Here is a 23,414-nt window from a genome sequence, read left to right on the forward strand (position 1 = left end):
GGCGACACGAACCTGAATACCGCGCCTTTTACCAAAAAAAGTATCGTGAAGTGCAGAAGCACTCACACAAACGCGCCCTCGTCTTAACGGCAAGAAAATTGGTGCGCCTGATTGATGCGCTGCTCCGCAACAATCAAATATATGCGCCGAAAAAGAAGGTGACGCGATGAGGTAACCTTCATCGATAACCTTGGTCATATCGGCTTCCAGTTATTTACAATATACTGGAGGCTTGGTTTAGTGCACCCTTTTTTATGACATATGGCCAAAAGAATTTCCAATTCATTTGTTTTTAACTCTTGACATCACACCGTAGGACTTTAATCCTCTCAGGAAGGGTTTAGTTTTACAAGCTTCCTGGATGATGGGCCATCGAGGGCTTGCATCATAGTTTTCGTCCGCATATCGGGACTGGGGTCGGTCAAAACGAGATTGCCAAAATTTACAGTATAAATCCAATACATGCGAAAATGTTTCTTTCAAAAAATCGCTCGCGGGGCGGTTGCCCCTTTCTCGCTGGAAAGCCCCGATCTCACCGGCCTTTCGTCTTTCTTGCCGCGTCCGCTTCCGAACCGTATACTTGTAGGCACAGGTGGATCGGAAGGTAACGGTACAGGATGAGAGGGATCTCCCATGAAAAAAACGATTGAACATAAAACGCCGAAACAGCTGCTGACGCCGACGCGCGGGTATTTAAAGGGGTACAGCCACACCCTCAATCCGTATATGGGCTGCGCTTTCGGCTGTTCCTACTGTTATGTCCGCAGGCTTCCGGTCGCTTTATTTAAAGGGCAAGAATGGGGCTTGTGGATCGATGTCAAAACGTTTGAGAAAGACCGTTTTCGGCACGAGCTCATCCGCGCCAAGAAAAAAGGCGCAGTAACGATCTTCATGTCATCGAGCACCGACCCGTATCAGCCTTTGGAACACAGGGAGCGCATCACGCGATCCCTTTTGGAAGTGATGGCGGAAGAGCCGCCGGATTTCTTGTTTGTCCAAACGCGAAGCCCGCTCGTCGTCCGGGACGCGGATTTGTTTCAGAAATTGAAAGATCGCCTGCTTATCAGCGTCACGGTCGAAACGGATCGGGAAGAGATACGGAAAGCGCTGACGCCTTGGGCGCCGCCGATTCCCACCCGCCTGAAGGCGCTGGCGCAATTAAAAGAAGCGGGGTTGCCGACCCAGGCCGCCGTCTCGCCCGTGCTTCCGAGCAGCGAACGGTTTGCGGACGTGTTGAAAGCCGTCGTGTCGCGCGTGACGGTCGACGATTATTTTATGGGGGACGGCAGCGGCGGCCGGCGCACGGAAAGTCTGGGCATTAAGAAGATCTATGAACAAATCGGCGAGACGGACTGGTATGATCCGTCCGCCTACCAAACGGTTTTAGACCGCTTGCGCGCCGTTTTTCCCGCTTCACAAATTTATGTCAGCTTGGAAGGCTTTTTGCCGCCGGCGTCCGGAACGGTGGACTGACGGTCGGCACGCGCTTGGGGCGCTCACACTGTTCATTCGCGAAAGGCCATACGGATGTTTGATCGATTTCAAACAGGAAAAGCAAGATAAAGGAGGGACGCGCCGCTGCCTTCTGTTTTTAAACAAAGAAAGCGCTTATTCCATAAATCTTCTAAATCCTTTTTCTTCGATCGGAATACGGGAAAAAGGTTTTCTTTTAGGGCGGGTTGTGCCATGATTATGGCGGAGTATGATTCACCTGGGGAAAGGAGGGCGTGCGGGCGTGTCCCACAGCGTCAATGACATCATGGACGTTTGTTTATCGGCGGGCGAATTGATGTTGAAAAGCGGTGCCGAAACGTACCGGGTGGAAGATACGATGACGCGGATCGCGCGCTCGTTCGGCATGGAGATCGTCCACGCCTACGTCACGCCGACGGCGATCATCCTGTCCGTCCAAGGGGATGATCCGTCCGAAACGCAGACCAAACTCTGCCGCATTACGGAGCGGTCGATTGATTTATATAAAGTCACGCTCGTCAACGCCCTGTCGCGCCGGCTCGCCAATGGTGAGCTGACGTTTGCGGAAATGAAGCGGGCGTTGGAAAAGGCGGAAAAAACCACGTTTTTATATCCGTTATGGCTTCAAGTCGTCTCGGCCGCGATCGGCAGCGGCTGTTTCGCTTTAATGTTTCAAGGCGGTTGGACGGATTTTATTCCTTCCGTCATCGCCGGCGGCAGCGGCTATATCGTCTTCATCGCTTTGCACCGTTTCGTCCGGATTAAATTCTTTTCCGAATTGGTCGCGGCCTTTACCATCGGCTTGATCGCCGAATGGATGGTCATGCTGGGGATCGGGGAACGGCTCGATAAAATCATCATCGGTTCGGTGATGCCTTTGGTGCCGGGATTGTTCATTACCAACGCCGTGCGCGATCTAATGGCCGGCGATTTGCTGTCCGGGCTGTCGCGCGGGGTCGAAGCGTTTTTGACCGCTTTTGCCATCGGCACCGGCATCGCCGTCGTCCTCGCCATCTTTTAAACATGGAACCGATATCCGTTCGGATAAATTAAAGTGCCAGCAATGTGCGTCAGCGGACCGAAACCGCTGAACCGCGGCCGCCCATTTCTTCGGAACCTTTAAAAAACGGGAGGTTGCCATGGCCGTTTTTGTCAACGTCTTCTTGGTCAGTTTCATCGCCGCCGCCACGTTCGGCATTACGTTTAATATCCCGAAAACGACCGTCATTCCGTGCGGTTTCGTCGGCATGATCGGATGGGTGCTGTACATCGGTCTCTTCAACGGGGCCCATTTAAACGAAGTGTTTTCGACCTTCATCGCTTCTTTTGTCGTCGCGGTCATCAGTCAATTCCTTGCGCGATTTTATAAAAACCCCGTCATCGTCTTCAACGTCTCCGGCATCATTCCGCTCGTCCCCGGAGGCTTGGCCTACAACACAATGCGATATTTTGTGGAAAGCAACTACATGGATGCGATGGCGAGCGCTTCCAAGGTTTTGCTGATCGCAGGGGCCATCGCCTTTGGCCTCGTCCTCGCGGGGATCATTCCGGAAATTTTGCGCCGGTTCAGGACTCGGCCGACGCCGTAACGCCGCTTAGTTCGCGGCGCTTTTTTTTGTCCTCGTCCCGCGGGAAGGGCTGAAATTGCGGTCCTCGACGTGCCGGCCGAGTTTTTTGTTTTTGTTCCGGCGGCCCTGGTTAAGCCTTGGCGGATCGCGAGAAACGTGATGCAGTCTCCGTTTCCAGCTTGATTCATGAGAGTATACGAGTGTGTTAAGAGACGGGCCTTTAGAAAGGTGCGGGGGCGGCGCGTGAAATGAACCGGCGTATTAAAAAGTGGCGGCAATTCACGCATCCGGACGGCGCTCCCGTTTCCGAGAAGGGGGAGAAATCGAAATTTTTTTCGTTTTACGGTTGACAATGCGCCCAGCGGCGTTATAATAAAAACCATCAAACGCATAACGGAAATGGACGGAACATTTAAAGTCGATGACAAAGAGAGTAGTTGCCAGCGAACCTGTTAAGCGAGCCGGGGACGGTGGAAGCCCGGTCAGGACTGGTAATGAAGCGCACTTTGGAGACGTCGGGTTGAACGGGCCGAAGCGCCTGAGTAGATCCGAACGGGACGCCCCCGTTAACAGCGCAAGAGTCGGTTCCTTTGTGGAACAAAGAGAGTGGTACCGCGGGTGAAGTCAGCGCTCGTCTCTTCATGAGACGGGCGCTTTTTGGTTTTCTCCGCCCGCTTGAAAAAAGGATATGGAAAATCGATGAAGAAGAGAGTAGTCGCGCGTGCCCGGCAGAGCGAATCGGGGACGGTGGAAGCCCGATCCGCGGCCGCGCGATGAACCGCACTTCGGAGATGCCGACCTGAACGGGACTTGCTTCACCCTTATTAGGGTCGGACGGGACGCCCCCGTTACGCGGCCAAGAGCCGGTTCCCATATGGGGAACAATAAGAGTGGCACCGCGGGTGAAGACTACGCTCGTCTCTTTAGGTGAGACGGGCGTTTTTTGTTCGCGGCACGGCACGGTTCTCTGCATATATATCGGAATATTGGGAGTTTTGAATTAACAAATGAGTGTTTCGTTCATGTAAAGCGTTCAAACGGCGGGAGGGATGACCTTGAAAATCGGCATTGTCGGTGCGAACGGATACGGCGGCGTGGAGCTCATCCGCTGGTTGTCCGGGCATCCGCAAGCGGAAATCGAGATGCTCGTCTCCCATGCGACGAGCGGTCAATCCATACAAACGCTTTATCCGCATTTAGCGGGCCGATGTGAAATGCCACTGGAAGCGCTGGATATCGACGCAGCCGCGTCCAGAGTGGCGCTCATGTTCTTTGCGACGCCGGCCGGGGTGAGCCGGACGCTCGTTCCCCAATTTCTCGAGCGCGGCATTCGTTGCATCGATCTGTCCGGCGATTTTCGTTTAAAAGATCCGCAGACCTATGAAGACTGGTACGGGCAAAAACCGGCCGATCCGGCATTTTTAGAGCGCGCCGTGTACGGCCTCTCAGAAATCAACGGCGAGAACATCCGGGACGCCGATCTGATCGCCAACCCCGGTTGTTATCCGACAGCTGCCCTGCTCGGGCTCATACCGGCGTTGCAAAACGGGCTCATCGCACCGAACTCCGTGATCATCGATGCCAAATCGGGCCTATCGGGAGCCGGACGGAAAACGGCGCTGCCGCACTTGTTTTCAGAGGCGAACGAATGCGTGCAGGCTTACAAACTCGGCGCCCACCAGCACATTCCCGAAATGGAACAGGCTTTGGAGGCATTTACCGGCCAAAAGGTGCGCATCACCTTTACGCCGCACATCGTTCCGATGACGCGGGGCATTTTAGCCACGATCTACGCCGATCTGCAAGCCGAGATGACGACCGAAGCCGTCGCCGCACTATATCGGGAGTATTACGCGTCGAAGCCGTTCGTCCGGATTTGTGACCCCGGCCATGTTCCGGCGACAAAAGAGGTGTACGGCTCCAATTACTGCGCCATCGGCCTGAACGCCGATCCCCGTACCGGCCGCCTCACGATTGTCAGCGTCATCGATAATCTCGTGAAAGGCGCGGCCGGCCAGGCGGTGCAAAACATGAATCTTTTATTTGGCTGGGAGGAAAGCGCAGGGTTGTCCGCCTTGCCCGTTTACCCGTAATCACGAGAGAGAGGACGATGTTTCTATGGTCGACATCATGACCCGCATCAACGAAAAAACGAGGTTTCATCCCATGCCCGACGGCGGGCCGGCATCGCCGGAGGGATTTGCGGCCGGAGGGCTTCACTGCGGCATTAAGCGGAAGCGCCCGGATCTCGGCTGGATTTATTCAGAGGTGCCGGCCGCCGCGGCGGCGGTATATACGACGAACCGCTTTCAAGCCGCTCCGCTTCGGGTGACGCAAGACAGCCTCGCCGTGGAAGGCAAGCTGCAAGCCGTCTTGGTCAACTCAGGGATCGCCAATGCCTGCACGGGAGAAAAAGGGCTGGCCGATGCCTATGCCATGCGGCGGCTGTTCGCCGAGCGCATCGGCATCCCAAACCATCTCGTGGCGGTCGCTTCAACCGGCGTCATCGGGGAACCGCTGCCGATGGCCAACATTCAAATCGGCATTTCGAAAATCCATCCGGCTGCGGCGGATCCGGACCTGTTTAACCGGGCGATTTTAACGACGGATACGGTGACAAAACACGTCGCCGCACGGACGACCATCGGCGGCCGGACGGTGACGATCGGCGGAGCGGCGAAAGGTTCTGGAATGATCCACCCCAATATGGCGACGATGCTGGCCTTTCTTACGACAGACGCCGCGGTCGAAGGCGCTGCCCTGCAAAACGAGCTGAAAGCCGTGACCGAGGAAACGTTCAACATGATCACCGTCGACGGCGATACGAGCACCAATGACATGGTGATCCTCATGGCCAACGGCCGGGCGGGGCATGCGCCGATCGCTCCCGGGCACGCCGACTGGCCGGCGTTTATGGAAACCTTAAAGTTTGTCTGCCGGACGCTGGCGAAAGCGATCGCCCGCGACGGGGAAGGGGCGACGAAGTTGATCGAAGTCGATGTTCAAGGCGCCCCGAGCCATGAGGCTGCCAAGGCGATTGCCAAAAGCGTCGTCGGCTCCAATCTCGTCAAAACGGCGGTATGCGGTGCCGACGCGAATTGGGGAAGAATCGTCTGCGCCGTCGGGTACAGCGGCTGCCCGGTCGATCTGAACAAGCTGACCGTCGCCTTCGGATCCGTCACAGTCCTGAAAAATGGGACACCGCTTCCTTTCGACGAAGCGGCGGCAGAAACCGTTCTGAGCGGGGAGACGGTGCCCATCCACATCAAGCTCGGGGATGGCGAAGGGTGCGCGGTCGCCTGGGGGTGCGATATGACGGCCGATTACGTCAAAATCAACGCTTCATACCGGACGTGAAAGGGGGAAGGGTGCATGGCATTTCTTGTGATCAAATGCGGCGGCAGCGTGCTCGACCGCTTGCCCGGCGCGTTTTTTGAAGACGTGTTGGCTCTGCACAAGGAAGGGAGCGCGCGGCCGGTCATCGTTCACGGCGGCGGGCCGAAGATCACGGACTTATTGAACAAGTTGCAGATCCCGTCGGTTTTTCATGACGGCATGCGCGTGACGACCCCCGCGGTGCTCGATGTCGTCGAAATGGTGCTAAACGGCACGATCAACAAAGCCATCGTCAGCCGTTTGACCGCGGCCGGCGGCCGGGCGATCGGTTTGAGCGGCATCGACGGCTGTTTGTTAAGCGCCGAACCGTTCCAGTCCGGTGAACCGCTCGGTGCGGTCGGAAGGGTGGCGGCGGTCAATACGGATTTGGTCCACTCGCTCGTGGACCTTGGCTACATCCCCGTCATTTCGCCGATCGCGGCTGATGGGAGCGGCCGACATTTCAATGTGAACGGGGATATGGCGGCCGCCGCCCTCGCCGCGGCGCTGGATGCCCCGCTTTGTTTGGTCAGTGATGTCCCCGGGATTATCGTGGAAAAAAACGGGCGTCAAACCGTTTTGGAAACCGCAACGCCCGCGCTGCTCGAACGCTTGATCGCAAGTCAGGCGATTACGGGAGGCATGGTCGCCAAGGTTCGGGCGGCGCTGGAAAGCCTCGACTGCGGCGCCCGCGCTGCCGTGATCATGGACGGCCGCCGACCCGGGGCGCTTTTGGATTTTGCGAACGGGTTAAGCGTCGGCACGAGAATTCAACGGGAAGTGGAGGCGGAAAGCCATGCATCATGAGGCGTTGGCCGAAAGAGAGGTTTTGATGCCCACTTATCGGCGCTGGCCGATTCGGATAACAAAGGGCAAGGGCAGCTTCGTCTGGGACGACGAAGGACATCGTTATTTGGACTATACGTCGGGGATTGCGGTGTGCAATCTCGGGCACGTCCCCGATGGGGTCAAGGAAAAGCTCGGGGAAGCGCTGGAGGATCTCTGGCATTGTTCGAATTTGTTCCAAATTCCCCAGCAGGAGCGGCTGGCCCGCATACTTGTGAAGAAAAGTTGCGCCGATCAAGCGTTTTTCTGCAACAGCGGCGCTGAAGCCAATGAGGCGGCCATCAAACTCGCCCGCCGCTATGCGCAAAAGATTAAAAATACGGGCACCAATGAAATCGTCACGTTTGCCCAATCGTTTCACGGCCGGACGCTGGCGGCTTTATCGGCGACGGGCCAAGCGAAATTCCATGACGGATTTGAACCGCTCGTCCCCGGTTTCCGGATGCTCCCTTACAACGATGAAGCCGCATTGGCCGAGGTGGCGAACGGCCGCACGTGCGCCGTGCTTTTGGAACTCGTGCAAGGCGAAGGGGGCGTCATCGCAGCGGAAGAACAGTGGGTGCGGACGCTATATGACCTTTGCCGACAAAACGACATCCTTTTTATGGTCGATGAAGTCCAGACCGGCATCGGGCGGACGGGCACGCTGTTCGCCTATGAACAATACGGCATCGAACCCGATGTCATCACTGTTGCCAAAGGGCTCGGTTCCGGATTCCCGATCGGTGCCGTTCTCGCGAAAGCCGAAGTGGCTCAGGCGTTTGTGCCCGGCAGCCACGGCAGCACGTTTGGCGGCAATCCCTTGGCGATGACGGCGGGGCTGGCAACACTCGAAGCCTTCGATCGCTGGAACGTATTGGAAAACGTCAGAGAGAACGGCCGCTATCTCAGAGCCGGATTGGAACGGCTGAAAGAGGCCTTCCCTGAAACCATTCGCGAAGTAAGGGGCAAAGGCATGCTGCTCGGGATCGCCGTCCGCCGGCCGCCGCACGAAATCATCGCGGCCGCCCGCCGCCATCGCGTGCTCATTCTCTCCGCCGGGGATGACGTCGTCCGGATTTTGCCGCCATTGACGACGACAAAAGACGAGATCGATCTTTTCCTCGCAACCATGCATCAAGTTTTTCTGGGCGAATGAGAGGAGGCATCCCTTTTGAAAAAAGGATATTTGACGTTGGAAAACGGCGAGGTGTTCGAAGGCGTCCTCATCGGCGACGTTTCCGAAGGCAAAGGCGAAGTCGTCTTTAATACGAGCATGACCGGCTATCAGGAAATCGTGAGCGATCCCTCCTACGCCGGACAGATCATCACGTTTTGTTACCCTCTGATCGGAAACGTCGGCATCAATCTTTTAGACAACGAAAGCCGGGCCTTATCCCTCGCCGGGGTTGTCGTCAGCGATTTGTGCACGGCGCCGAGCCATTATCAGTCCGTTAAAACGTTTGCCGATCATTTAGCGCAATTCGGCGTCCCATGTCTCGCCGAAGTCGATACGCGCGCGCTCGTCAAAAAGGTGCGCGTGCACGGAACGATGAAAGGCGTCATCGCCGACCGTCCCGCAGACCGCGCGGCGTTTTTTCAAGATTGGGACGCGCCTGAAGATTGGGTGAAGTGCGTGTCGACGAAGGAGATCCGGCGTTACGATGGGAGCGGGCCGCACGTCGTTCTCATCGATTACGGTTATAAAAAATCGATTTTGGACGCATTGTTGCAGGCGGGCTGCCGGGTGACCGTCGTCCCTTATGACACTCCCTTTGAGACGATCCGGGTCCTTAAGCCGAACGGCATCGTCTTCAGCAACGGGCCGGGCGACCCGATGGTGCTGAAACCGTGGTTTCCGGAAATCAAACGGCTGGCGGAAACGTATCCGGCGCTCGGCATTTGCCTCGGCCACCAATTGATCGCCGCCGCTCATGGGGCAGCGATCGGCAAGTTGTTGTTCGGCCATCGCGGCGGCAACCATCCGGTGAAAGACACGGAAACGGGCAAGGTGTGGATGACGACGCAAAACCACAGCTATGTCGTCAAGGAGGAGACCGTGGATGAGCACCTTTTCCGCATCACTTACAAAAACGTCAACGACGGATCCGTCGAAGGGTTGAAGCACCGGCATCTTCCCGTCGAAACCGTACAGTTTCATCCGGAGGCCCATCCCGGTCCGCGCGATGCCGAACACATTTTCCATCGTTTTATCAACTCCATGAAATATGCAGGTGAAGTGCATCATGCCGTTGCGACAAGGAATTAACAAAGTGCTCGTCATCGGATCGGGCCCGATCGTCATCGGGCAAGCCGCCGAATTTGACTACGCCGGAACGCAGGCTTGTCTCGCCTTAAAAGAAGAAGGGATTGAGGTCGTTCTCGTCAACAACAATCCGGCGACGATCATGACGGATGAGCACATTGCCGACAAAGTGTATATCGAACCGCTGACCGTCCCCGTCATCGAAGAGATCATCAGAAAAGAACGGCCCGACGGCTTGATCGGGACGCTCGGCGGCCAGACCGGATTGAACCTCACCGTTGCCCTCCATGATGTCGGCGTCTTGCAAAAGTACGGGGTCGCCATTCTCGGCACGAACGTCGAGGCGATCCGGCGCGGCGAAGATCGGGAAAAATTCCGCCGCCTCATGCTGGACATCGGGGAGCCGATCCCCGAATCCAAAATCATCCATACCTTTGCCGAAGGCCTCGAATTCGTGCGCACCATCGGCTTCCCGGTCATTATACGCCCGGCTTACACGTTGGGCGGGACCGGCGGCGGCTTCGCCTATGACGAAGAAGAGCTGGCCAGCGTCTTGCAACGCGGATTAAATGAGAGCCCGATCCATCAAGTCTTGATCGAAAAGAGCATCAAAGGTTGGAAAGAGATCGAGTACGAAGTCATGCGCGATGAGAACGACACGTGCCTCATCGTTTGCAATATGGAAAACGTCGATCCGGTCGGCGTGCACACGGGCGATTCCATCGTCGTCGCACCGTCGCAGACGCTCACCGACCGCCAATATCAAATGCTGCGCAGCGCTTCCTTGAAAATCATCCGGGCGCTCGGCGTCATCGGCGGCTGCAACATTCAGTTCGCCCTCGATCCGCAATCCGAACGCTATTACGTCATCGAGGTCAACCCGCGGGTGAGCCGGTCCTCGGCGCTCGCTTCCAAGGCGACCGGCTACCCGATCGCCCGCGTCGCGGCCAAATGCGCGCTCGGCTTCCATTTAGATGAAATCAAGAACCCGATCACGGGTTCGACGTCCGCGTCGTTTGAACCGGCGCTCGACTACGTCGTCGTCAAATTGCCGCGCTTTCCGTTCGACAAATTCACCGAGGCCGAGCGGGAGTTGGGCACGCAGATGAAAGCCACGGGCGAAGTGATGGCGCTCGACCGCACCTTTGAAGGCGCTTTGAACAAGGGTCTGCGATCGCTTGAGGCGGGCGTCAACGGCCTCTATCTTCCCGCTTTCCGTGATGAAAAGACGGCGTCGCTCCTCCATCATGTCGAACGCGCGACGGATTTGCGCTTGTTCGCCATCGCCGAATTGTTCCGCCGCGGATTTACGGTCGCGGAAATCCATGAACGCTCCGCGATTGACCCGTGGTTTTTGGAACGCATCCGCGGCATCGTCGCCGTCGAAGAAGAGTTGGCGGTCCAAGATTGGGAAGCCGTTTCGCCCGAGCTCTTCGCCCACGCGAAGCGCATGAACATCGGCGACGCGCGCATCGCCGAAATTTTCAACGTGCCGGAAAGCGCCGTCCGGCAAAAGCGGAAGGCGTTCGGCCTCCTTCCGGCCTATAAAGCGGTCGACACTTGCGCGGCCGAATTCGCCGCGGAAACGCCGTATTTCTACTCGACGTGGCACGGTGCCGATGAAGTCGAAACGAGCCGCCGCGAGAAAATTCTCGTCATCGGCTCGGGGCCGATCCGTATCGGCCAAGGCATCGAATTCGACTACTGTTCGGTCCAAGCCGCCCTTGCCGTGAAAAAGAAGGGGTATGAAGCGATCGTCATCAACAACAATCCCGAGACGGTCAGCACCGATTATGCCATCGCCGACCGCCTCTATTTCGAGCCGCTCGCCCTGGAGGACATCTTGAACGTCGCCGAAAAAGAAGGCGTCATCGGCGCGCTCGTCCAGTTCGGCGGACAGACCGCGATCAACGTCGCCCGAGGGTTGGAGGCGGCGGGGATCCGCATTCTCGGCACGTCGGTGGCGGCCATTGAAGATTTGGAAGACCGCGATCGTTTTTACGGATTGCTCACGCGCTTGGGCATTCCTCATATCGACGGCGCGGCGGCGCGCGATGAGAGCGAGCTGCGCGCGCACGCCGAACGGTTGGGATTTCCGATTCTCGTCCGCCCGTCCTACGTCATCGGCGGACAGTCGATGGTCATTTTGTCGGATGCGGGGGAGCTCGAACGCTATATCGCCGGTTCCAACCGGATGTCCCCGGAATGGTGGCCGCTTTTGGTCGACCGCTATGTCCCCGGCATCGAATGCGAACTCGATGCCGTGTGCGACGGCGAGGACATTTTCGTCCCCGGCGTGTTTGAACACGTTGAAAAGGCCGGCGTCCATTCCGGCGACAGTGTCGCCGTTTTTCCAGCGCATACGCTGTCTGAAGCGGTCGTTCGCGTCTTAGTGGATTATGCCCGCCGCATCGCCAAAGCCGCGCAGCTCGTCGGACTGATGAACATCCAATACGTGGTCTCCGGAGCATCCGTATACGTCCTCGAAGTCAATCCGCGCGCCTCGCGAACCGTGCCGATCGCGAGCAAAGTAACGGGCGTGCCGATGGTTGAGTGGGCCGTTGCCGCGCAGCTCGGCGAACGCTTGCCGCAAACGGGGCTGCTCGGTTCCCAAAAGTGTTACGCCGTTAAAGCGCCGGTGTTTTCGTATGAGAAATTAAACGGCGCCGATCCCGTTCTCGGGCCGGAAATGAAATCGACGGGCGAGCGGCTCGGCGTTGCCCCGTCGCTGGAAGAAGCGCTGGACAAAGCGCTGCTGGCCGGGGACGACCATCCGTTCGAAGCGAAAGGCTCTGATTCGGTCATTTTCGCGGCGATTGCCGAACGCGACCAAACGGCGGGCGTGCCGCTGATTCGGGCGCTGTCTTCCAGAGGGTTCCGAATCGCCGCGACGCCTGGAACGGCCGAAATCCTTCGTCAGAACGGGGTGCGCGTCGCCGCCGTGGTCGAAGAAGCAGACGATTTTCGGGCCCTTTTTTCCGGCGGGACCGTCCAAGCGGTCATCAATACGCCGCGGTCGGGGCGCAATCAAGCGACGCTCGGCTATGCGATTCGGAGTTTCGCTTTGCGCCAGGGCATTCCCCTTTTTACAAGCCTGGATACCGCGTGGGCGATGCTTTCATTGCCTGCAGGTGGAAGTCGTATTTCCGTATCCCCGATGAAAGCATACCGCGAAGGAAACGCGATGTTGAAAAGGAGGTCATGGTGATGAAAACCATGAAAATGACGGCCGCCCCCATGCTCGGCGGCAAAGATTTCCTGAGCCTCGGCGCCTTTCAGCCCGACGAGATTTTCTTCCTGTTGGAAGAAGCCATGGAAATGAAGGCGATGCAAAAAAGCGGTATTCCCCATCCGTATTTGCAAGGCAAGCTGCTCGGCATGATTTTCGAAAAAGCGTCGACGCGCACGCGCGTCTCCTTTCAAGTGGCGATGAAGCAGCTCGGCGGGGACGCGATCTATTTGAACAAGCACGACATCCAACTCGGGCGCGGCGAGACGATTGAAGATACGGCAAAAGTGCTGTCGCGTTATGTGGACGGCCTCATGGTGCGCACGTACGGGCACGACCTGCTCGTCCGCTTTGCCGCAAGCGCCGACGTGCCGGTCATCAACGGCCTTACCGATCTCCATCACCCCGCTCAGGTGCTCGCCGACCTGTTGACGATTTATGAAAAAAAAGGCGGGTTTTCCGGGCTCAAGCTCGCCTACGTCGGCGACGGCAACAATAACATGTGCCACTCGCTGCTCGAAGGGGCGGCGCTCGTCGGCATGGACATCGCCGTCGCCAACCCGGAAGGTTACGCCCCCGATCCGGACGTCCTGGAAAATGCCCGCCGCATCGCGGCAGCGACCGGAAGCCGCATCATCTGCACGACGTCCCCCGAAGAAGCGGTCGATGGTGCGGATGTCGTCGTCACGGATGTCTGGGCGAGCATGGGGCAGGAAGCGGAACGCGACGTCCGCTTGAACGTGTTCCGGCCGTATCAGGTGAACGCAGCCCTATGCGCCCGGGCGAAAACGGATTTCCTCTTTCTTCACTGCCTCCCCGCCCACCGCGGCGAAGAAGTGGCTGCCGAAATCATCGACGGGCCGCACTCCGTCGTCTTTGATGAGGCGGAAAATCGCGTTCACGCGCAAAAAGCGATTTTAAAAGCGTTACTGGGGAAAAACTGAGCGATTTGGCCGATGACGCGCATTTCAAAACCATTAAATTTAATGAGGTGATCGTGATGAAAAAAGAAAAGCTCGTCTTGGCTTATTCCGGCGGTTTGGATACATCGGTGGCCGTCAAATGGATCCAGGAAAAGTACGGTTATGATGTCATCGCGCTCACGATCGACGTCGGAGAAGGAAAAGATCTCGAAGCGATCAAACAAAAGGCGCTGAAGGTCGGAGCGATCAAGGCGTTTGCGATCAACGCCAAGAACATGCTGGCCGAAGACTATATTTTGCCGGCGTTGAAAGCCAACGCGTTGTATGAAGGCAAATATCCGCTCTCCTCCTCGTTGTCGCGGCCGCTCATTTCCAAATTGCTCGTCGACATCGCCGAAAAAGAGGGCGCGGTGGCCGTCGCCCACGGCTGCACCGGCAAAGGCAATGACCAAGTCCGCTTCGAAGTGTCGATCCAGGCGTTAAATCCGTCCTTAAAGGTCATCGCCCCCGTCAGGGAATGGGGGATGACGCGGGATGAAGAAATCGCCTATGCCGAAAAACACGGCATCCCCATCCCCGTCGATATCGATAATCCCTTCTCGATCGACGCGAACATTTGGGGGAGGGCGTGCGAAGCCGGCGTTTTGGAGGATCCGTGGATGGAAGCGCCGGAGGCGGCGTTTGACTGGACGAACCCGATTCATTTGACGCCGGACACGCCGGAATACGTCGATATCGCTTTTGAGGAAGGCGTTCCCGTCGCCCTCAACGGCCAGCGCCTCGGTTTGGTCGAATTGATCGAAACCTTAAATGAAAAAGGCGGATTGCACGGCGTCGGCCGCATCGATCATATCGAAAACCGCCTGGTCGGCATCAAGTCGCGGGAAGTGTACGAAAATCCGGCGGCGGTCATTTTGATCAACGCCCATAAGGAACTGGAATTTCTTACGCTTCCGCGCGAAGTTTCGCAATTCAAAACGCTGATCGATCAACAAATGGCCAAGGTGATCTATGACGGCTTATGGTATTCACCGATTCGTCCGGCGCTCGAAGCGTTTGTCGATGAAACGCAAAAAGCGGTGACCGGCGTCGTCCGCGTCAAGCTCTTTAAGGGCTCCCACGTCGTCGTCGCCCGCAAGTCGCCGTACAGCTTGTACAATGAACAGCTGGCCACGTACATGAAAGGCGACACCTTTGATCACAACGCCGCCGTCGGGTTCATCAAACTGTGGGGGCTGCCGACCAAAACGTACGCGGAAATCCATCAAAGCGGTCAGGAGGAAAACCATGGAGAAGCTTTGGGGCGGACGATTTACCAAGGCAACGAATGAACTCGTTGAAGCGTATACCGCTTCGATCGGTTTCGATCGGAAATTGGCGAAAGAAGACATCGAAGGCAGCCTCGCCCACGTCCGCATGCTGGGTGCGTGCGGCATCATCGGCAAAGAGGACGCGGAGGCGATCGAGCAGGGCTTGATGACCATCTTGAAAAAAATTGAAACAGAAGATGTCGAGTTCCGGGTCGAAGACGAGGACATCCACATGAATATTGAACGGCTCTTGACGGAAGAGATTGGACCGGTCGCCGGCAAGCTTCATACGGCGCGCAGCCGCAATGACCAAGTGGCGACGGACCTGCATCTTTATTTACGGAAGAAAACGCAATCGTTGATCCAACATTTGGAGGCAGTCCAGCGGGCGATCGTCGAAAAGGCCAAGGCCCATGTCCATACGATTTTGCCGGGCTATACCCATTTGCAGCGGGCGCAGCCGGTTTCTTTCGCCCACCATCTGCTCGCGTATTTCTGGATGTTTGAGCGCGATAAAGAGAGGTTGAAGGACGGCTTGAAGCGCATCAATTGGCTGCCGTTGGGGGCCGGGGCGCTCGCCGGCACGACGTTTCCGATCGATCGCGGCCAAGTCGCCCGCGCCCTCGGCTTTGACCGCATTTATCCGAACAGCGTTGATGCCGTCAGCGATCGCGATTTTGTCGTCGAGTTTCTCGCAGCCGCTTCGCTCATCATGGCCCACATTTCCCGGTTGTCCGAAGAACTCATTCTTTGGAGCAGCCAAGAGTTCCAATTCATCGAGCTCGATGACGCCTTTTGCACCGGTTCGAGCATCATGCCGCAGAAGAAAAACCCCGACGTGCCCGAACTGCTCAGAGGAAAGACGGGGCGCGTCTACGGCCACCTCATCGGCCTTTTGACGGTGCTCAAAGGCTTGCCGCTCGCGTATAACAAAGACATGCAAGAGGATAAGGAAGGGCTGTTCGACACCGTTGAGACATTGGAAGGCGCCTTGCGGCTTTTGGCGCCGTTGTTGGCGACGATGACCGTTCATGGCGAGCGGATGCGCCGGGCGGCGCTGAATGATTATTCCAATGCGACGGATCTTGCCGATTATTTGGCGGAAAAAGGCGTGCCGTTCCGCGAGGCCCACGGGATCATCGGCAGGCTTGTGCTTTACGCCATTCAAAACGGCAAGTATTTATTGGAATTGTCCATGGACGAATTTAAGGCGTTCAGCCCGTTATTTGAAAGCGATGTTTACGAACGGTTAAAACCGGAAAACGTCGTCGCCGCCCGGAAGAGTGACGGCGGCACGGCTCCCGAAGCCGTCCAAGCCCAGCTCGAATTGGCGGAAAGCCTTTTAACGCCATAACTTTGAGCCAGTTGCCTGATTTTCCATTCATAAAACCTCAAAGTCTCGTGAATATTTTGGCCTTTATCCGTTCTGCGGATGAAGGCCTTTTAAATTTTTGAACATGTTGGAAAAAAAGGAATTCGAGGTGAGAGGATTGACCCGCGCCACACTTTGCATTAAGATGGGGATGTTACTTTAGCGCTTAAAAGCTTAAAAGCTTAAAAGTGCGAAAGTGAAAAGAAGAGATTTGAGGGGATTCATCATGAGCCAACCACTCGTCAGACAATTAAACAAATGGCACGGTTACGCGATGATGATCGGCGGGATGATCGGCGCCGGCCTCTTTGTCGTCACTGGGGAAGCCGGCGGCCAGGCCGGGCCTTCGGTGCCTTTCGGTTATCTTGTATTGCTGCCGATCATCTTATGCACGGCCGTCGGTTATCTCGTCTTTCTCAGCACCCCCCTGGGCGACGAACCGGGCGGAGCGTATACGCATATCAGCCGCACGTTCAACAACCCATTGATCGGTTTTATCTTCATGTGGTTTCAATACATCGCCCTCATCGGCGTCATCTCGATCATGGGCATTTCTTTCGGGCAATTTATCGCGCCGTTGTTTCCCGGGATTTCCCCGGTGGCGCTCGCCAGCGTCATCGTTCTACTTTTTTACGCATTAAACGTCGTGGAAGTTCGCTGGTTTGGACGGATCCAATTATGGATGACCGCGATTCTGTTGATCGCCATCGCCGTTTTGGTCATTCCTGGCTTATTTTCGATGAATTTAGGTTATTACAAGCCGCTGTTTCCCTTTGGCTTGGACGGTTTCATCCGCATTTTGCCGTCTCTATTTTTCTCGTATTTCGGCTTTGAGCAGCTGGCTCAGGCCGGGGGAGAAATGAAAAACTCCCGTTCGTCCATGCCGAAGACGATGCTCATCGGGCTTTTCGTGACCGCCATCATTTACTTTTCCGTTTCGTTTGTCGCCTTTGGGCATCTGCCTTATCAAACACTGGCCAAGTCCCATCACGCGATGGCGGATGTCTCAGCGCAATATCTGCCGGGGATCGGCAAATGGGTGGTGACGCTCGGGATCGTCATGGCTTTCGCCACGACGCTGAATTCCGTGCTCATGGTCGCCTCGCGGATGCTGTACAGCTTTTCGAAAGACCGGGCGCTGCCGAAGATTTTCGCCCGCGTCAACAGCCGGTTCGGCACACCGCATCTTGCGCTGACCGTGAATACGGTTTTGGTCTTATTGTTGTTATGGACGCACACTCTTCAATTTATATTGAACATTTCTCTGCAAGGCATGTTCATCATGTATATCGGCCACGCGTTTGCCCTGCTGGCGCTGCCGTTCGTCCGGCCGCAGCTGTATGAGTCGGCGCGGGTGAAACCGCCGAAATGGCTGGTTGTCCTGTGCGGCGTCGTTTCGATCACCGTGCTCGTCTCATTTAGCTATCATCTCATTCTTTCCGTTTGGCCGCTTTTGACCGTTTGGCTGGCGGCGGGGTTAGCCCTTTATTTTCTCAACTATTGGGCGCATGCCGGCGAACGCTCCAAGGTTCGCCTGATCGGCGACCGAGAATGAGGGCGGCCGGCGGTTCGACAAAGATGTTCAGAACAAGAGCGCATGGAAAGCATGCGCTCTTTTTTTCATGCGCTCAATGCGCCGTGTAAGCGGCGCCTCACGCCGAATGTTTCAGGCGCTTCCCTTGAAATTCTTATTGAATGGAGTTTCTCACAGGCTTTTAAAAAAACCTGTTGCATTGTGACGAATAATGTATATAATAATCACATGAGTTCTTATTAAACTCAAAGTTTAGTATTCATAAAATATGACGGAAACTGTTAAAAATAAAAGATTGAAGGTCAGAGGATGCGTATCGGGAGAAAAATCAAAAATTTACGTTTAAAAAAAGGATTGACGCAAGAAGAACTCGGGGAGCGCACCGATCTCAGCAAAGGCTATATTTCGCAAATCGAACGCGATTTGAGCTCGCCGTCCATTGAGACGTTTTTTGACATTTTGGAGGTGCTCGGCACGACGCCTAAAGAGTTTTTTGACGAAGAGGAGAGCGAACAAAAGGTCGTCTATAACGAGCAGGACCAAACCGAATACGTCGATGAGGACCGGGGTTACCGGATTCAATGGCTCGTCCCGGAGTCGAACGAAAAGGAGATGGAACCGGTTCGGTTGCTTTTACATAAAGGCGGCGCTTTCAAAAAGTTTGAACCGTCGCCTTCCGAGACGTTCGCTTTTGTATTGCGCGGACGGATCAAGGTTCACCTCGGGAAAAACGTCTATACCGCCAAGGCGGGCGAATCCGTTTATTTTCAAGCTTCGGAGGAACATCAAATCGTCAACGATCACGACGGCGAATCGGAGCTTTTGCTCGTCGCCACGGAATCGTATTTATAAAGCGCTTTGGCAGAAAGCCCCGCTCCGCTGCATGCCGCAAGGGCATCGAACCGCGCGGGGGGCATACGTTCAGGCGTTCTTTCGTATCGGACCGCTCTTTTCGGTCTTATTAATAATACATTTTAGAGATAAAGGGGGAAACCGTGTTGGCGGAACAAGCGATTATTCGCTTTGAAAACGTCACGAAGCAATATGATGAGGATCCGCCGGTCCTGGATGACGTGAGCTTCGAGATTGAAAGGGGCAAGTTTTACACGCTGCTCGGTCCTTCAGGTTGCGGCAAGACGACGATTTTGCGTCTGATCGCCGGCCTGACGGAACCGACGAAAGGAAACATCTATTTCAACGGGAAATTGGTCAATCACGTGCCGGCCAACGAGCGGCAGGTGAACACGGTCTTTCAGGACTACGCCTTGTTTCCCCATCTCGATGTCTACGAAAACGTCGCCTTCGGCCTGCGCGTAAAAAAGATGAAGAAGGCCGACATCGACGCGAAGGTCAAGGAAGCGTTGCGCTTCGTCAACCTGGAAGGCTACGAATCGCGAAAAATTCAAGAAATGTCGGGCGGACAGAAACAAAGGGTGGCGATTGCGCGCGCGATCGTCAACGAGCCCGAAGTGTTGCTGCTGGACGAACCGTTGTCGGCGCTCGATTTGAAGCTCCGGACGGAGATGCAATACGAGCTGAGAGAGCTCCAGCGGCGTCTGGGCATCACGTTCATTTTCGTCACGCACGATCAAGAAGAAGCGCTGGCGATGTCGGATGAAATTTTTGTTCTAAATAAAGGGAAAATCCAACAGCGGGGCACCCCGACGGATATCTACGATGAACCGATCAACCGTTTCGTCGCCGATTTTATCGGCGAGTCCAATATTATCCCCGGCAAGATGATCAAAGATTTTCTCGTCGAGTTCAACGGGAAAGTCTTTGAATGCGTCGACCAAGGTTTCCATCCGAATGAACCGGTGGAAATCGTCATCCGTCCCGAGGATTTGGAAATCACCGAGCCGGACAAGGGCAAACTGCGCGTGCGCGTGGATTCCCAGTTGTTCCGCGGCGTCCATTACGAAATTTGTTGCTATGATGAAGACGGCAACGAATGGCTTGTTCATTCGACGAAAAAAGCGGCCGTCGGAGAAGAAATCGGCCTCCACTTCGATCCGGAAGCGATTCATGTCATGCGTTTGGGAGAAACGGAAGAAGAATTTGATAAACGCTTAGAATCCTATCGAGAGGTCAGCCATGCAAAATAGGACGAGAAACATTTATCTCATCCCATACGCGCTCTGGATCGTTTTGTTTGTGGTGGCGCCGATTCTTCTCATCCTTTATTATTCGTTTTTTGACATCGACGGGCATTTCGGGCTTGTCAATTATGAAAAGTTTTTCACCCCGGTCTATTTCAAGATGGCGCTGAGTTCCTTTTGGTACGCGTTTTTGATCACCGCCATTTGCCTTGTCATTAGCTATCCGACCGCGTACTTGTTAACGAAGACGAAACATAAGCAATTGTGGCTATTGCTTATCATTTTGCCGACTTGGATCAATCTGTTGCTCAAGGCTTACGCGTTTTTGGGGATATTCGGCACTTACGGGTTCGCGAACGCCGTATTGGGGCTCTTCGGCATCGGCCCCAAACAAATCTTGTTCACGGATTTCAGTTTCCTGTTCGTGTCGGTTTACATTTTCATCCCGTTTATGATCTTGCCGATCTTTAATGCGCTGGAAGAGCTAAACCCGTCGCTCACCGACGCCTCGCGCGATCTCGGCGCTTCGCCGTGGACGACGTTCCGCCGCGTCATCTTTCCGCTGACGATCGACGGGGTCAAATCAGGGTGTCAGGCGGTGTTCATTCCGGCCCTGTCCTTGTTCATGCTCACGCGTTTGATCGCCGGGAACCGCGTCATTACGCTCGGCACGGCGATCGAAGAACATTTCCTCGTCACCCAAGACTGGGGGATGGGCTCCACCGTTGCCGTCTTCCTGATCCTCATCATGGCGTTGATCATGATCGTGACGGGGATCCGGAGGTGATCCGCTGCCATGAAGAAAAAAATAGGGGCGAACATCTATCTCATCGCCGTCTTTATCATTCTTTATGCGCCGATTTTTTATCTTATGATTTATTCATTCAACAGCGGCGGCGCGATGCACGATTTCAAAGGGTTTACCTTAGAATGGTATAAAGAAGTGTTTCACGACACGCGCTTGATCGTGATCGTTTTGAACACGCTCGTCATCGCGTTGTTATCGTCGGCGATCGCCACCATCTTCGGCGTCCTTGGGGCGTTGGCGATCGCGAATGCCCGCAGCCGGCGCACGAAAAACATGCTGCTGACTTTGAATAATGTGCTGATCGTCAGCCCCGATGTCATCATCGGCGCCTCGTTTCTCATTCTGTATACATTGATCGGCATCAAGCTCGGCTTTACGTCGGTACTGATTTCGCACATCGCGTTTAGCATTCCGATCGTCGTGCTCATGGTCCTGCCGAAGCTGCAGGAAATGAGCCCGACTTTGATCGACGCGGCCCGCGATCTCGGGGCGACGCGCCGGGACGTGTTGACCCGTGTCGTCCTGCCGTTCATTTCGCCGGGGATTCTCGCGGGCTTTTTCATGGCTCTGACGTATTCGCTGGATGATTTTGCCGTCACGTTTTTCGTGACCGGGAACGGGTTTTCCACGCTGTCCGTCGAAATTTATTCGCGGGCGCGCCAAGGGATTTCGCTTTCGATCAACGCGCTGTCGACGCTGATCTTTCTTTTCACGATCATTCTGGTCATCGGCTATTACTTCATCAATAGGAAGAGCGTCCGGCCGAATGGGGTGGGGATGCGGCAATGAAACAACTCGTACGCCTTTTCATCGGTGTGTTCGCCGCCGCGTTTGTATTGTTGTTCCTGGCGGCGCGGCTGAACACAAGTGAAGGCTACTCCGGAAAAAACACCTTGACGATTTATAACTGGGGCGATTACATCGATCCGGCCCTCATCAAAAAGTTTGAAAAAGAAACGGGCATCAAGGTGATCTATCAAACGTTCGATTCCAATGAGGCGATGTTGACGAAAATCGCCCAGGGCGGCACCACCTTCGATGTCGCCGTGCCATCGGACTACATGATCAGCAAGATGAAACAAGAGCATTTGCTCATTCCGCTCGATCATGATAAATTGCCGAATTTAAAATACATCAATCCGCGCTTTTTGGACCTGTCTTTCGATAAAGGCAACAAATATTCCGTTCCTTATTTTTGGGGGACGGTCGGGATCGTCTATAACCCAAAAATGCTCGGCGGCAAAAAGATTACGAGCTGGAACGATTTGTGGGATAAGGATTTGCGCAACCAAATCTTGCTCGTCGACGGGGCGCGCGAAGTCATGGGCATGGCGCTGAACAGCCTGCACTATTCTTTGAACGACACCAATGAAAAGCACTTGCTGCAAGCGAAGCGCAAGCTCGACGCCCTGACTCCGAACGTCAAGGCGATCATCGGTGATGAAATCAAAATGTTGCTCGCCGACGAAGAGGCGGCGGTGGGCGTCGTCTGGTCGGGCGATGCGGCGGAAATCATCAGCGAAAATCCGAAATTGGATTACGTCGTGCCAAAGGAAGGGTCTAACCTTTGGTTTGACAATATGGTGATTCCGAAGACGGCGAAGAATATTGAGGGCGCCTACAAATTCATGAACTTTATGCTCGATCCGAAAAACGCCGCCCAAAACGCCGAATATGTCGGCTATTCCACCCCGAACGAAGCGGCCATGAAATATTTGCCGAAAGATATCCGCAATGACCAGCGGTTTTATCCCGATTTGGATAAAGTCCAGAATCTTGAAGTCTACGAAAATCTCGGCAAACGCATGCTCGCCCGCTACAATGAACTGTTTTTGGAATTTAAGATGCACCATAAGTGAGGTTGGCGACGCATGACGAACCGGGCCGACATGAAGGCGGCCTTGCCCAAAACAAACCCATGTTCCGCTTTTGGATCATGAAAAGGTAAGCAATATGAAAGACGGCTGTCGGAACTTGGATGGTTTCGGCAGCCGTTTTGCGTGATTCGGATGATCACGGGTTTTCCGGTACCGGATTGACATTGTTGGGAGAAGGGAACGCATCTGTTCGTTTGCCGTAGGGCGGCGGGAGCGGGCCGCAGCCAATATAAAATACATAATAATATTACGGTTAACTAAAATGGTGATGGCACACATAAAAGTGTCATAAAACATTAACAGTTGCAATTCCCGAAAATTTGTCATGTGTGATATAGTTTACTGAGAAAAAAATTGAATGGATGACCTGATGCTTCTGAAAGGGAAGGGTCGTATGACGTCCTGTCAAGCGTCAGTGAAAATGTCATACTAACGCGTCAGTGAATATGTCACTGATATATTTACTTTGACCTCAGTTCATTCAAGCCGGTTTCAGTTCCTTTGAATTCGTGGGCCTATATTTGCGCCAAGGATGATCAGGTCCTGGCTTGTACGATTTCTTTTCTGAGCTCTCCTTTTTCTTTTCAGGAGTTTTTGCCGCTTTGTTCCGGGTTGCTTCCATCAAGGGGTAGGGCTTACCTTTGTACCAGACAAACAGTCTGCCATCCAGCGTTTTTCGGACTTCCACCGGCGTTTTGGCCGGAATGGTTGGACTGGAATTTGGGACGTCGAGGATGTACGTTTTTCCTCGGTAG

Annotated in this window: 18 protein-coding genes, 2 pseudogenes and 2 other annotated features; of the genes and pseudogenes, 19 read left to right on the forward strand and 1 reads right to left on the reverse strand. The window is 55.0% G+C overall.

The features are described from left to right. From CCB157_RS17350 to CCB157_RS11720, 19 genes and pseudogenes are all read left to right on the forward strand, one after another. A pseudogene (locus tag CCB157_RS17350) lies at positions 1-170 on the forward strand (IS110 family transposase); the annotation flags it as partial. 463 nt (positions 171-633) lie between these two features. After that, positions 634-1,473 carry an SPL family radical SAM protein gene (locus CCB157_RS11630; RefSeq protein ID WP_077616061.1) on the forward strand — a complete coding sequence of 280 codons (840 nt, stop codon included), beginning with the start codon at positions 634-636 and terminating at the stop codon, positions 1,471-1,473. Positions 1,474-1,702: 229 nt separating this feature from the next. Continuing rightward, a complete protein-coding gene (locus CCB157_RS11635) occupies positions 1,703-2,494 on the forward strand; it encodes a threonine/serine exporter family protein (protein ID WP_077616062.1) in 792 nt (263 codons plus the stop codon). 118 nt (positions 2,495-2,612) lie between these two features. Then, positions 2,613-3,062, forward strand: coding sequence for a threonine/serine exporter family protein (locus CCB157_RS11640; RefSeq protein ID WP_077616063.1), 450 nt, complete (start codon positions 2,613-2,615; stop codon positions 3,060-3,062). 391 nt (positions 3,063-3,453) lie between these two features. Beyond that, positions 3,454-3,683, forward strand: a binding site (T-box leader). A gap of 48 nt (positions 3,684-3,731) precedes the next feature. After that, positions 3,732-3,967, forward strand: a binding site (T-box leader). A gap of 123 nt (positions 3,968-4,090) precedes the next feature. Further along, positions 4,091-5,134: an N-acetyl-gamma-glutamyl-phosphate reductase gene (gene argC, locus CCB157_RS11650; protein ID WP_193432294.1), complete on the forward strand. Its 1,044-nt coding sequence runs from the start codon at positions 4,091-4,093 to the stop codon at positions 5,132-5,134. 37 nt (positions 5,135-5,171) lie between these two features. Then, a complete protein-coding gene (gene argJ, locus CCB157_RS11655; RefSeq protein WP_077616078.1) occupies positions 5,172-6,398 on the forward strand; it encodes a bifunctional ornithine acetyltransferase/N-acetylglutamate synthase in 1,227 nt (408 codons plus the stop codon). 15 nt (positions 6,399-6,413) lie between these two features. After that, positions 6,414-7,223, forward strand: coding sequence for an acetylglutamate kinase (argB, locus tag CCB157_RS11660; RefSeq protein WP_077616066.1), 810 nt, complete (start codon positions 6,414-6,416; stop codon positions 7,221-7,223). Beyond that, complete coding sequence (locus tag CCB157_RS11665) at positions 7,213-8,400, forward strand: aspartate aminotransferase family protein (protein ID WP_077616067.1); 1,188 nt, start codon at positions 7,213-7,215, stop codon at positions 8,398-8,400. The genes argB and CCB157_RS11665 overlap by 11 nt, the downstream gene beginning before the upstream one ends. 15 nt (positions 8,401-8,415) lie before the next feature. After that, positions 8,416-9,510 (forward strand): carbamoyl phosphate synthase small subunit, encoded by a 1,095-nt coding sequence (locus CCB157_RS11670; RefSeq protein WP_077616068.1) that lies wholly within the window; start codon positions 8,416-8,418, stop codon positions 9,508-9,510. Continuing rightward, a complete protein-coding gene (gene carB / locus CCB157_RS11675) occupies positions 9,488-12,715 on the forward strand; it encodes a carbamoyl-phosphate synthase (glutamine-hydrolyzing) large subunit (protein WP_077616069.1) in 3,228 nt (1,075 codons plus the stop codon). The genes CCB157_RS11670 and carB overlap by 23 nt, the downstream gene beginning before the upstream one ends. Continuing rightward, positions 12,715-13,680, forward strand: coding sequence for an ornithine carbamoyltransferase (gene argF, locus CCB157_RS11680; protein WP_077616070.1), 966 nt, complete (start codon positions 12,715-12,717; stop codon positions 13,678-13,680). Before carB ends, argF begins: the two co-directional genes overlap by 1 nt. Before the next feature lie 56 nt (positions 13,681-13,736). After that, entirely contained in the window at positions 13,737-14,990 is a 1,254-nt protein-coding gene (locus CCB157_RS11685) for an argininosuccinate synthase (protein WP_077616079.1), read from the forward strand. Beyond that, positions 14,947-16,323, forward strand: a complete 1,377-nt coding sequence (argH, locus tag CCB157_RS11690) for an argininosuccinate lyase (protein WP_077616071.1) — start codon at positions 14,947-14,949, stop codon at positions 16,321-16,323. The genes CCB157_RS11685 and argH overlap by 44 nt, the downstream gene beginning before the upstream one ends. A gap of 244 nt (positions 16,324-16,567) precedes the next feature. Further along, a complete protein-coding gene (locus tag CCB157_RS11695) occupies positions 16,568-17,896 on the forward strand; it encodes an APC family permease (RefSeq protein WP_077616072.1) in 1,329 nt (442 codons plus the stop codon). A gap of 288 nt (positions 17,897-18,184) precedes the next feature. Continuing rightward, positions 18,185-18,727 carry a helix-turn-helix domain-containing protein gene (locus CCB157_RS11700; protein WP_077616073.1) on the forward strand — a complete coding sequence of 181 codons (543 nt, stop codon included), beginning with the start codon at positions 18,185-18,187 and terminating at the stop codon, positions 18,725-18,727. A 146-nt stretch (positions 18,728-18,873) separates the two neighbouring features. After that, complete coding sequence (locus CCB157_RS11705) at positions 18,874-19,980, forward strand: ABC transporter ATP-binding protein (RefSeq protein ID WP_077616074.1); 1,107 nt, start codon at positions 18,874-18,876, stop codon at positions 19,978-19,980. Beyond that, positions 19,970-20,761, forward strand: coding sequence for an ABC transporter permease (locus CCB157_RS11710; RefSeq protein ID WP_077616075.1), 792 nt, complete (start codon positions 19,970-19,972; stop codon positions 20,759-20,761). The genes CCB157_RS11705 and CCB157_RS11710 overlap by 11 nt, the downstream gene beginning before the upstream one ends. Before the next feature lie 9 nt (positions 20,762-20,770). After that, on the forward strand, positions 20,771-21,571 hold the full coding sequence (locus CCB157_RS11715; RefSeq protein ID WP_077616076.1) for an ABC transporter permease: 801 nt from the start codon (positions 20,771-20,773) through the stop codon (positions 21,569-21,571). Further along, positions 21,568-22,641 carry an ABC transporter substrate-binding protein gene (locus CCB157_RS11720; protein ID WP_077616077.1) on the forward strand — a complete coding sequence of 358 codons (1,074 nt, stop codon included), beginning with the start codon at positions 21,568-21,570 and terminating at the stop codon, positions 22,639-22,641. The genes CCB157_RS11715 and CCB157_RS11720 overlap by 4 nt, the downstream gene beginning before the upstream one ends. 499 nt (positions 22,642-23,140) lie before the next feature. Here CCB157_RS11720 and CCB157_RS17655 read toward each other — a convergent pair. Then, positions 23,141-23,414, reverse strand: a pseudogene (locus CCB157_RS17655) (ISNCY family transposase); the annotation flags it as partial.

It is taken from the genome of Caenibacillus caldisaponilyticus (genome assembly GCF_002003465.1).
Taxonomy (GTDB): domain Bacteria; phylum Bacillota; class Bacilli; order Bacillales; family Sporolactobacillaceae; genus Caenibacillus; species Caenibacillus caldisaponilyticus.

What these genes read in the sequence shown, in the direction of transcription:
- CCB157_RS11630 (WP_077616061.1), top strand. Translation starts at nt 634, where the DNA reads ATGAAAAAAACGATTGAACATAAAACGCCGAAACAGCTGCTGACGCCG.
- CCB157_RS11635 (WP_077616062.1), top strand. Translation starts at nt 1,703, where the DNA reads ATGATTCACCTGGGGAAAGGAGGGCGTGCGGGCGTGTCCCACAGCGTC.
- CCB157_RS11640 (WP_077616063.1), top strand. Translation starts at nt 2,613, where the DNA reads ATGGCCGTTTTTGTCAACGTCTTCTTGGTCAGTTTCATCGCCGCCGCC.
- argC (WP_193432294.1), top strand. Translation starts at nt 4,091, where the DNA reads ATGACCTTGAAAATCGGCATTGTCGGTGCGAACGGATACGGCGGCGTG.
- argJ (WP_077616078.1), top strand. Translation starts at nt 5,172, where the DNA reads ATGACCCGCATCAACGAAAAAACGAGGTTTCATCCCATGCCCGACGGC.
- argB (WP_077616066.1), top strand. Translation starts at nt 6,414, where the DNA reads ATGGCATTTCTTGTGATCAAATGCGGCGGCAGCGTGCTCGACCGCTTG.
- CCB157_RS11665 (WP_077616067.1), top strand. Translation starts at nt 7,213, where the DNA reads ATGCATCATGAGGCGTTGGCCGAAAGAGAGGTTTTGATGCCCACTTAT.
- carB (WP_077616069.1), top strand. Translation starts at nt 9,488, where the DNA reads ATGCCGTTGCGACAAGGAATTAACAAAGTGCTCGTCATCGGATCGGGC.
- argF (WP_077616070.1), top strand. Translation starts at nt 12,715, where the DNA reads ATGAAAACCATGAAAATGACGGCCGCCCCCATGCTCGGCGGCAAAGAT.
- CCB157_RS11685 (WP_077616079.1), top strand. Translation starts at nt 13,737, where the DNA reads ATGAAAAAAGAAAAGCTCGTCTTGGCTTATTCCGGCGGTTTGGATACA.
- argH (WP_077616071.1), top strand. Translation starts at nt 14,947, where the DNA reads ATGGAGAAGCTTTGGGGCGGACGATTTACCAAGGCAACGAATGAACTC.
- CCB157_RS11695 (WP_077616072.1), top strand. Translation starts at nt 16,568, where the DNA reads ATGAGCCAACCACTCGTCAGACAATTAAACAAATGGCACGGTTACGCG.
- CCB157_RS11700 (WP_077616073.1), top strand. Translation starts at nt 18,185, where the DNA reads ATGCGTATCGGGAGAAAAATCAAAAATTTACGTTTAAAAAAAGGATTG.
- CCB157_RS11710 (WP_077616075.1), top strand. Translation starts at nt 19,970, where the DNA reads ATGCAAAATAGGACGAGAAACATTTATCTCATCCCATACGCGCTCTGG.
- CCB157_RS11715 (WP_077616076.1), top strand. Translation starts at nt 20,771, where the DNA reads ATGAAGAAAAAAATAGGGGCGAACATCTATCTCATCGCCGTCTTTATC.
- CCB157_RS11720 (WP_077616077.1), top strand. Translation starts at nt 21,568, where the DNA reads ATGAAACAACTCGTACGCCTTTTCATCGGTGTGTTCGCCGCCGCGTTT.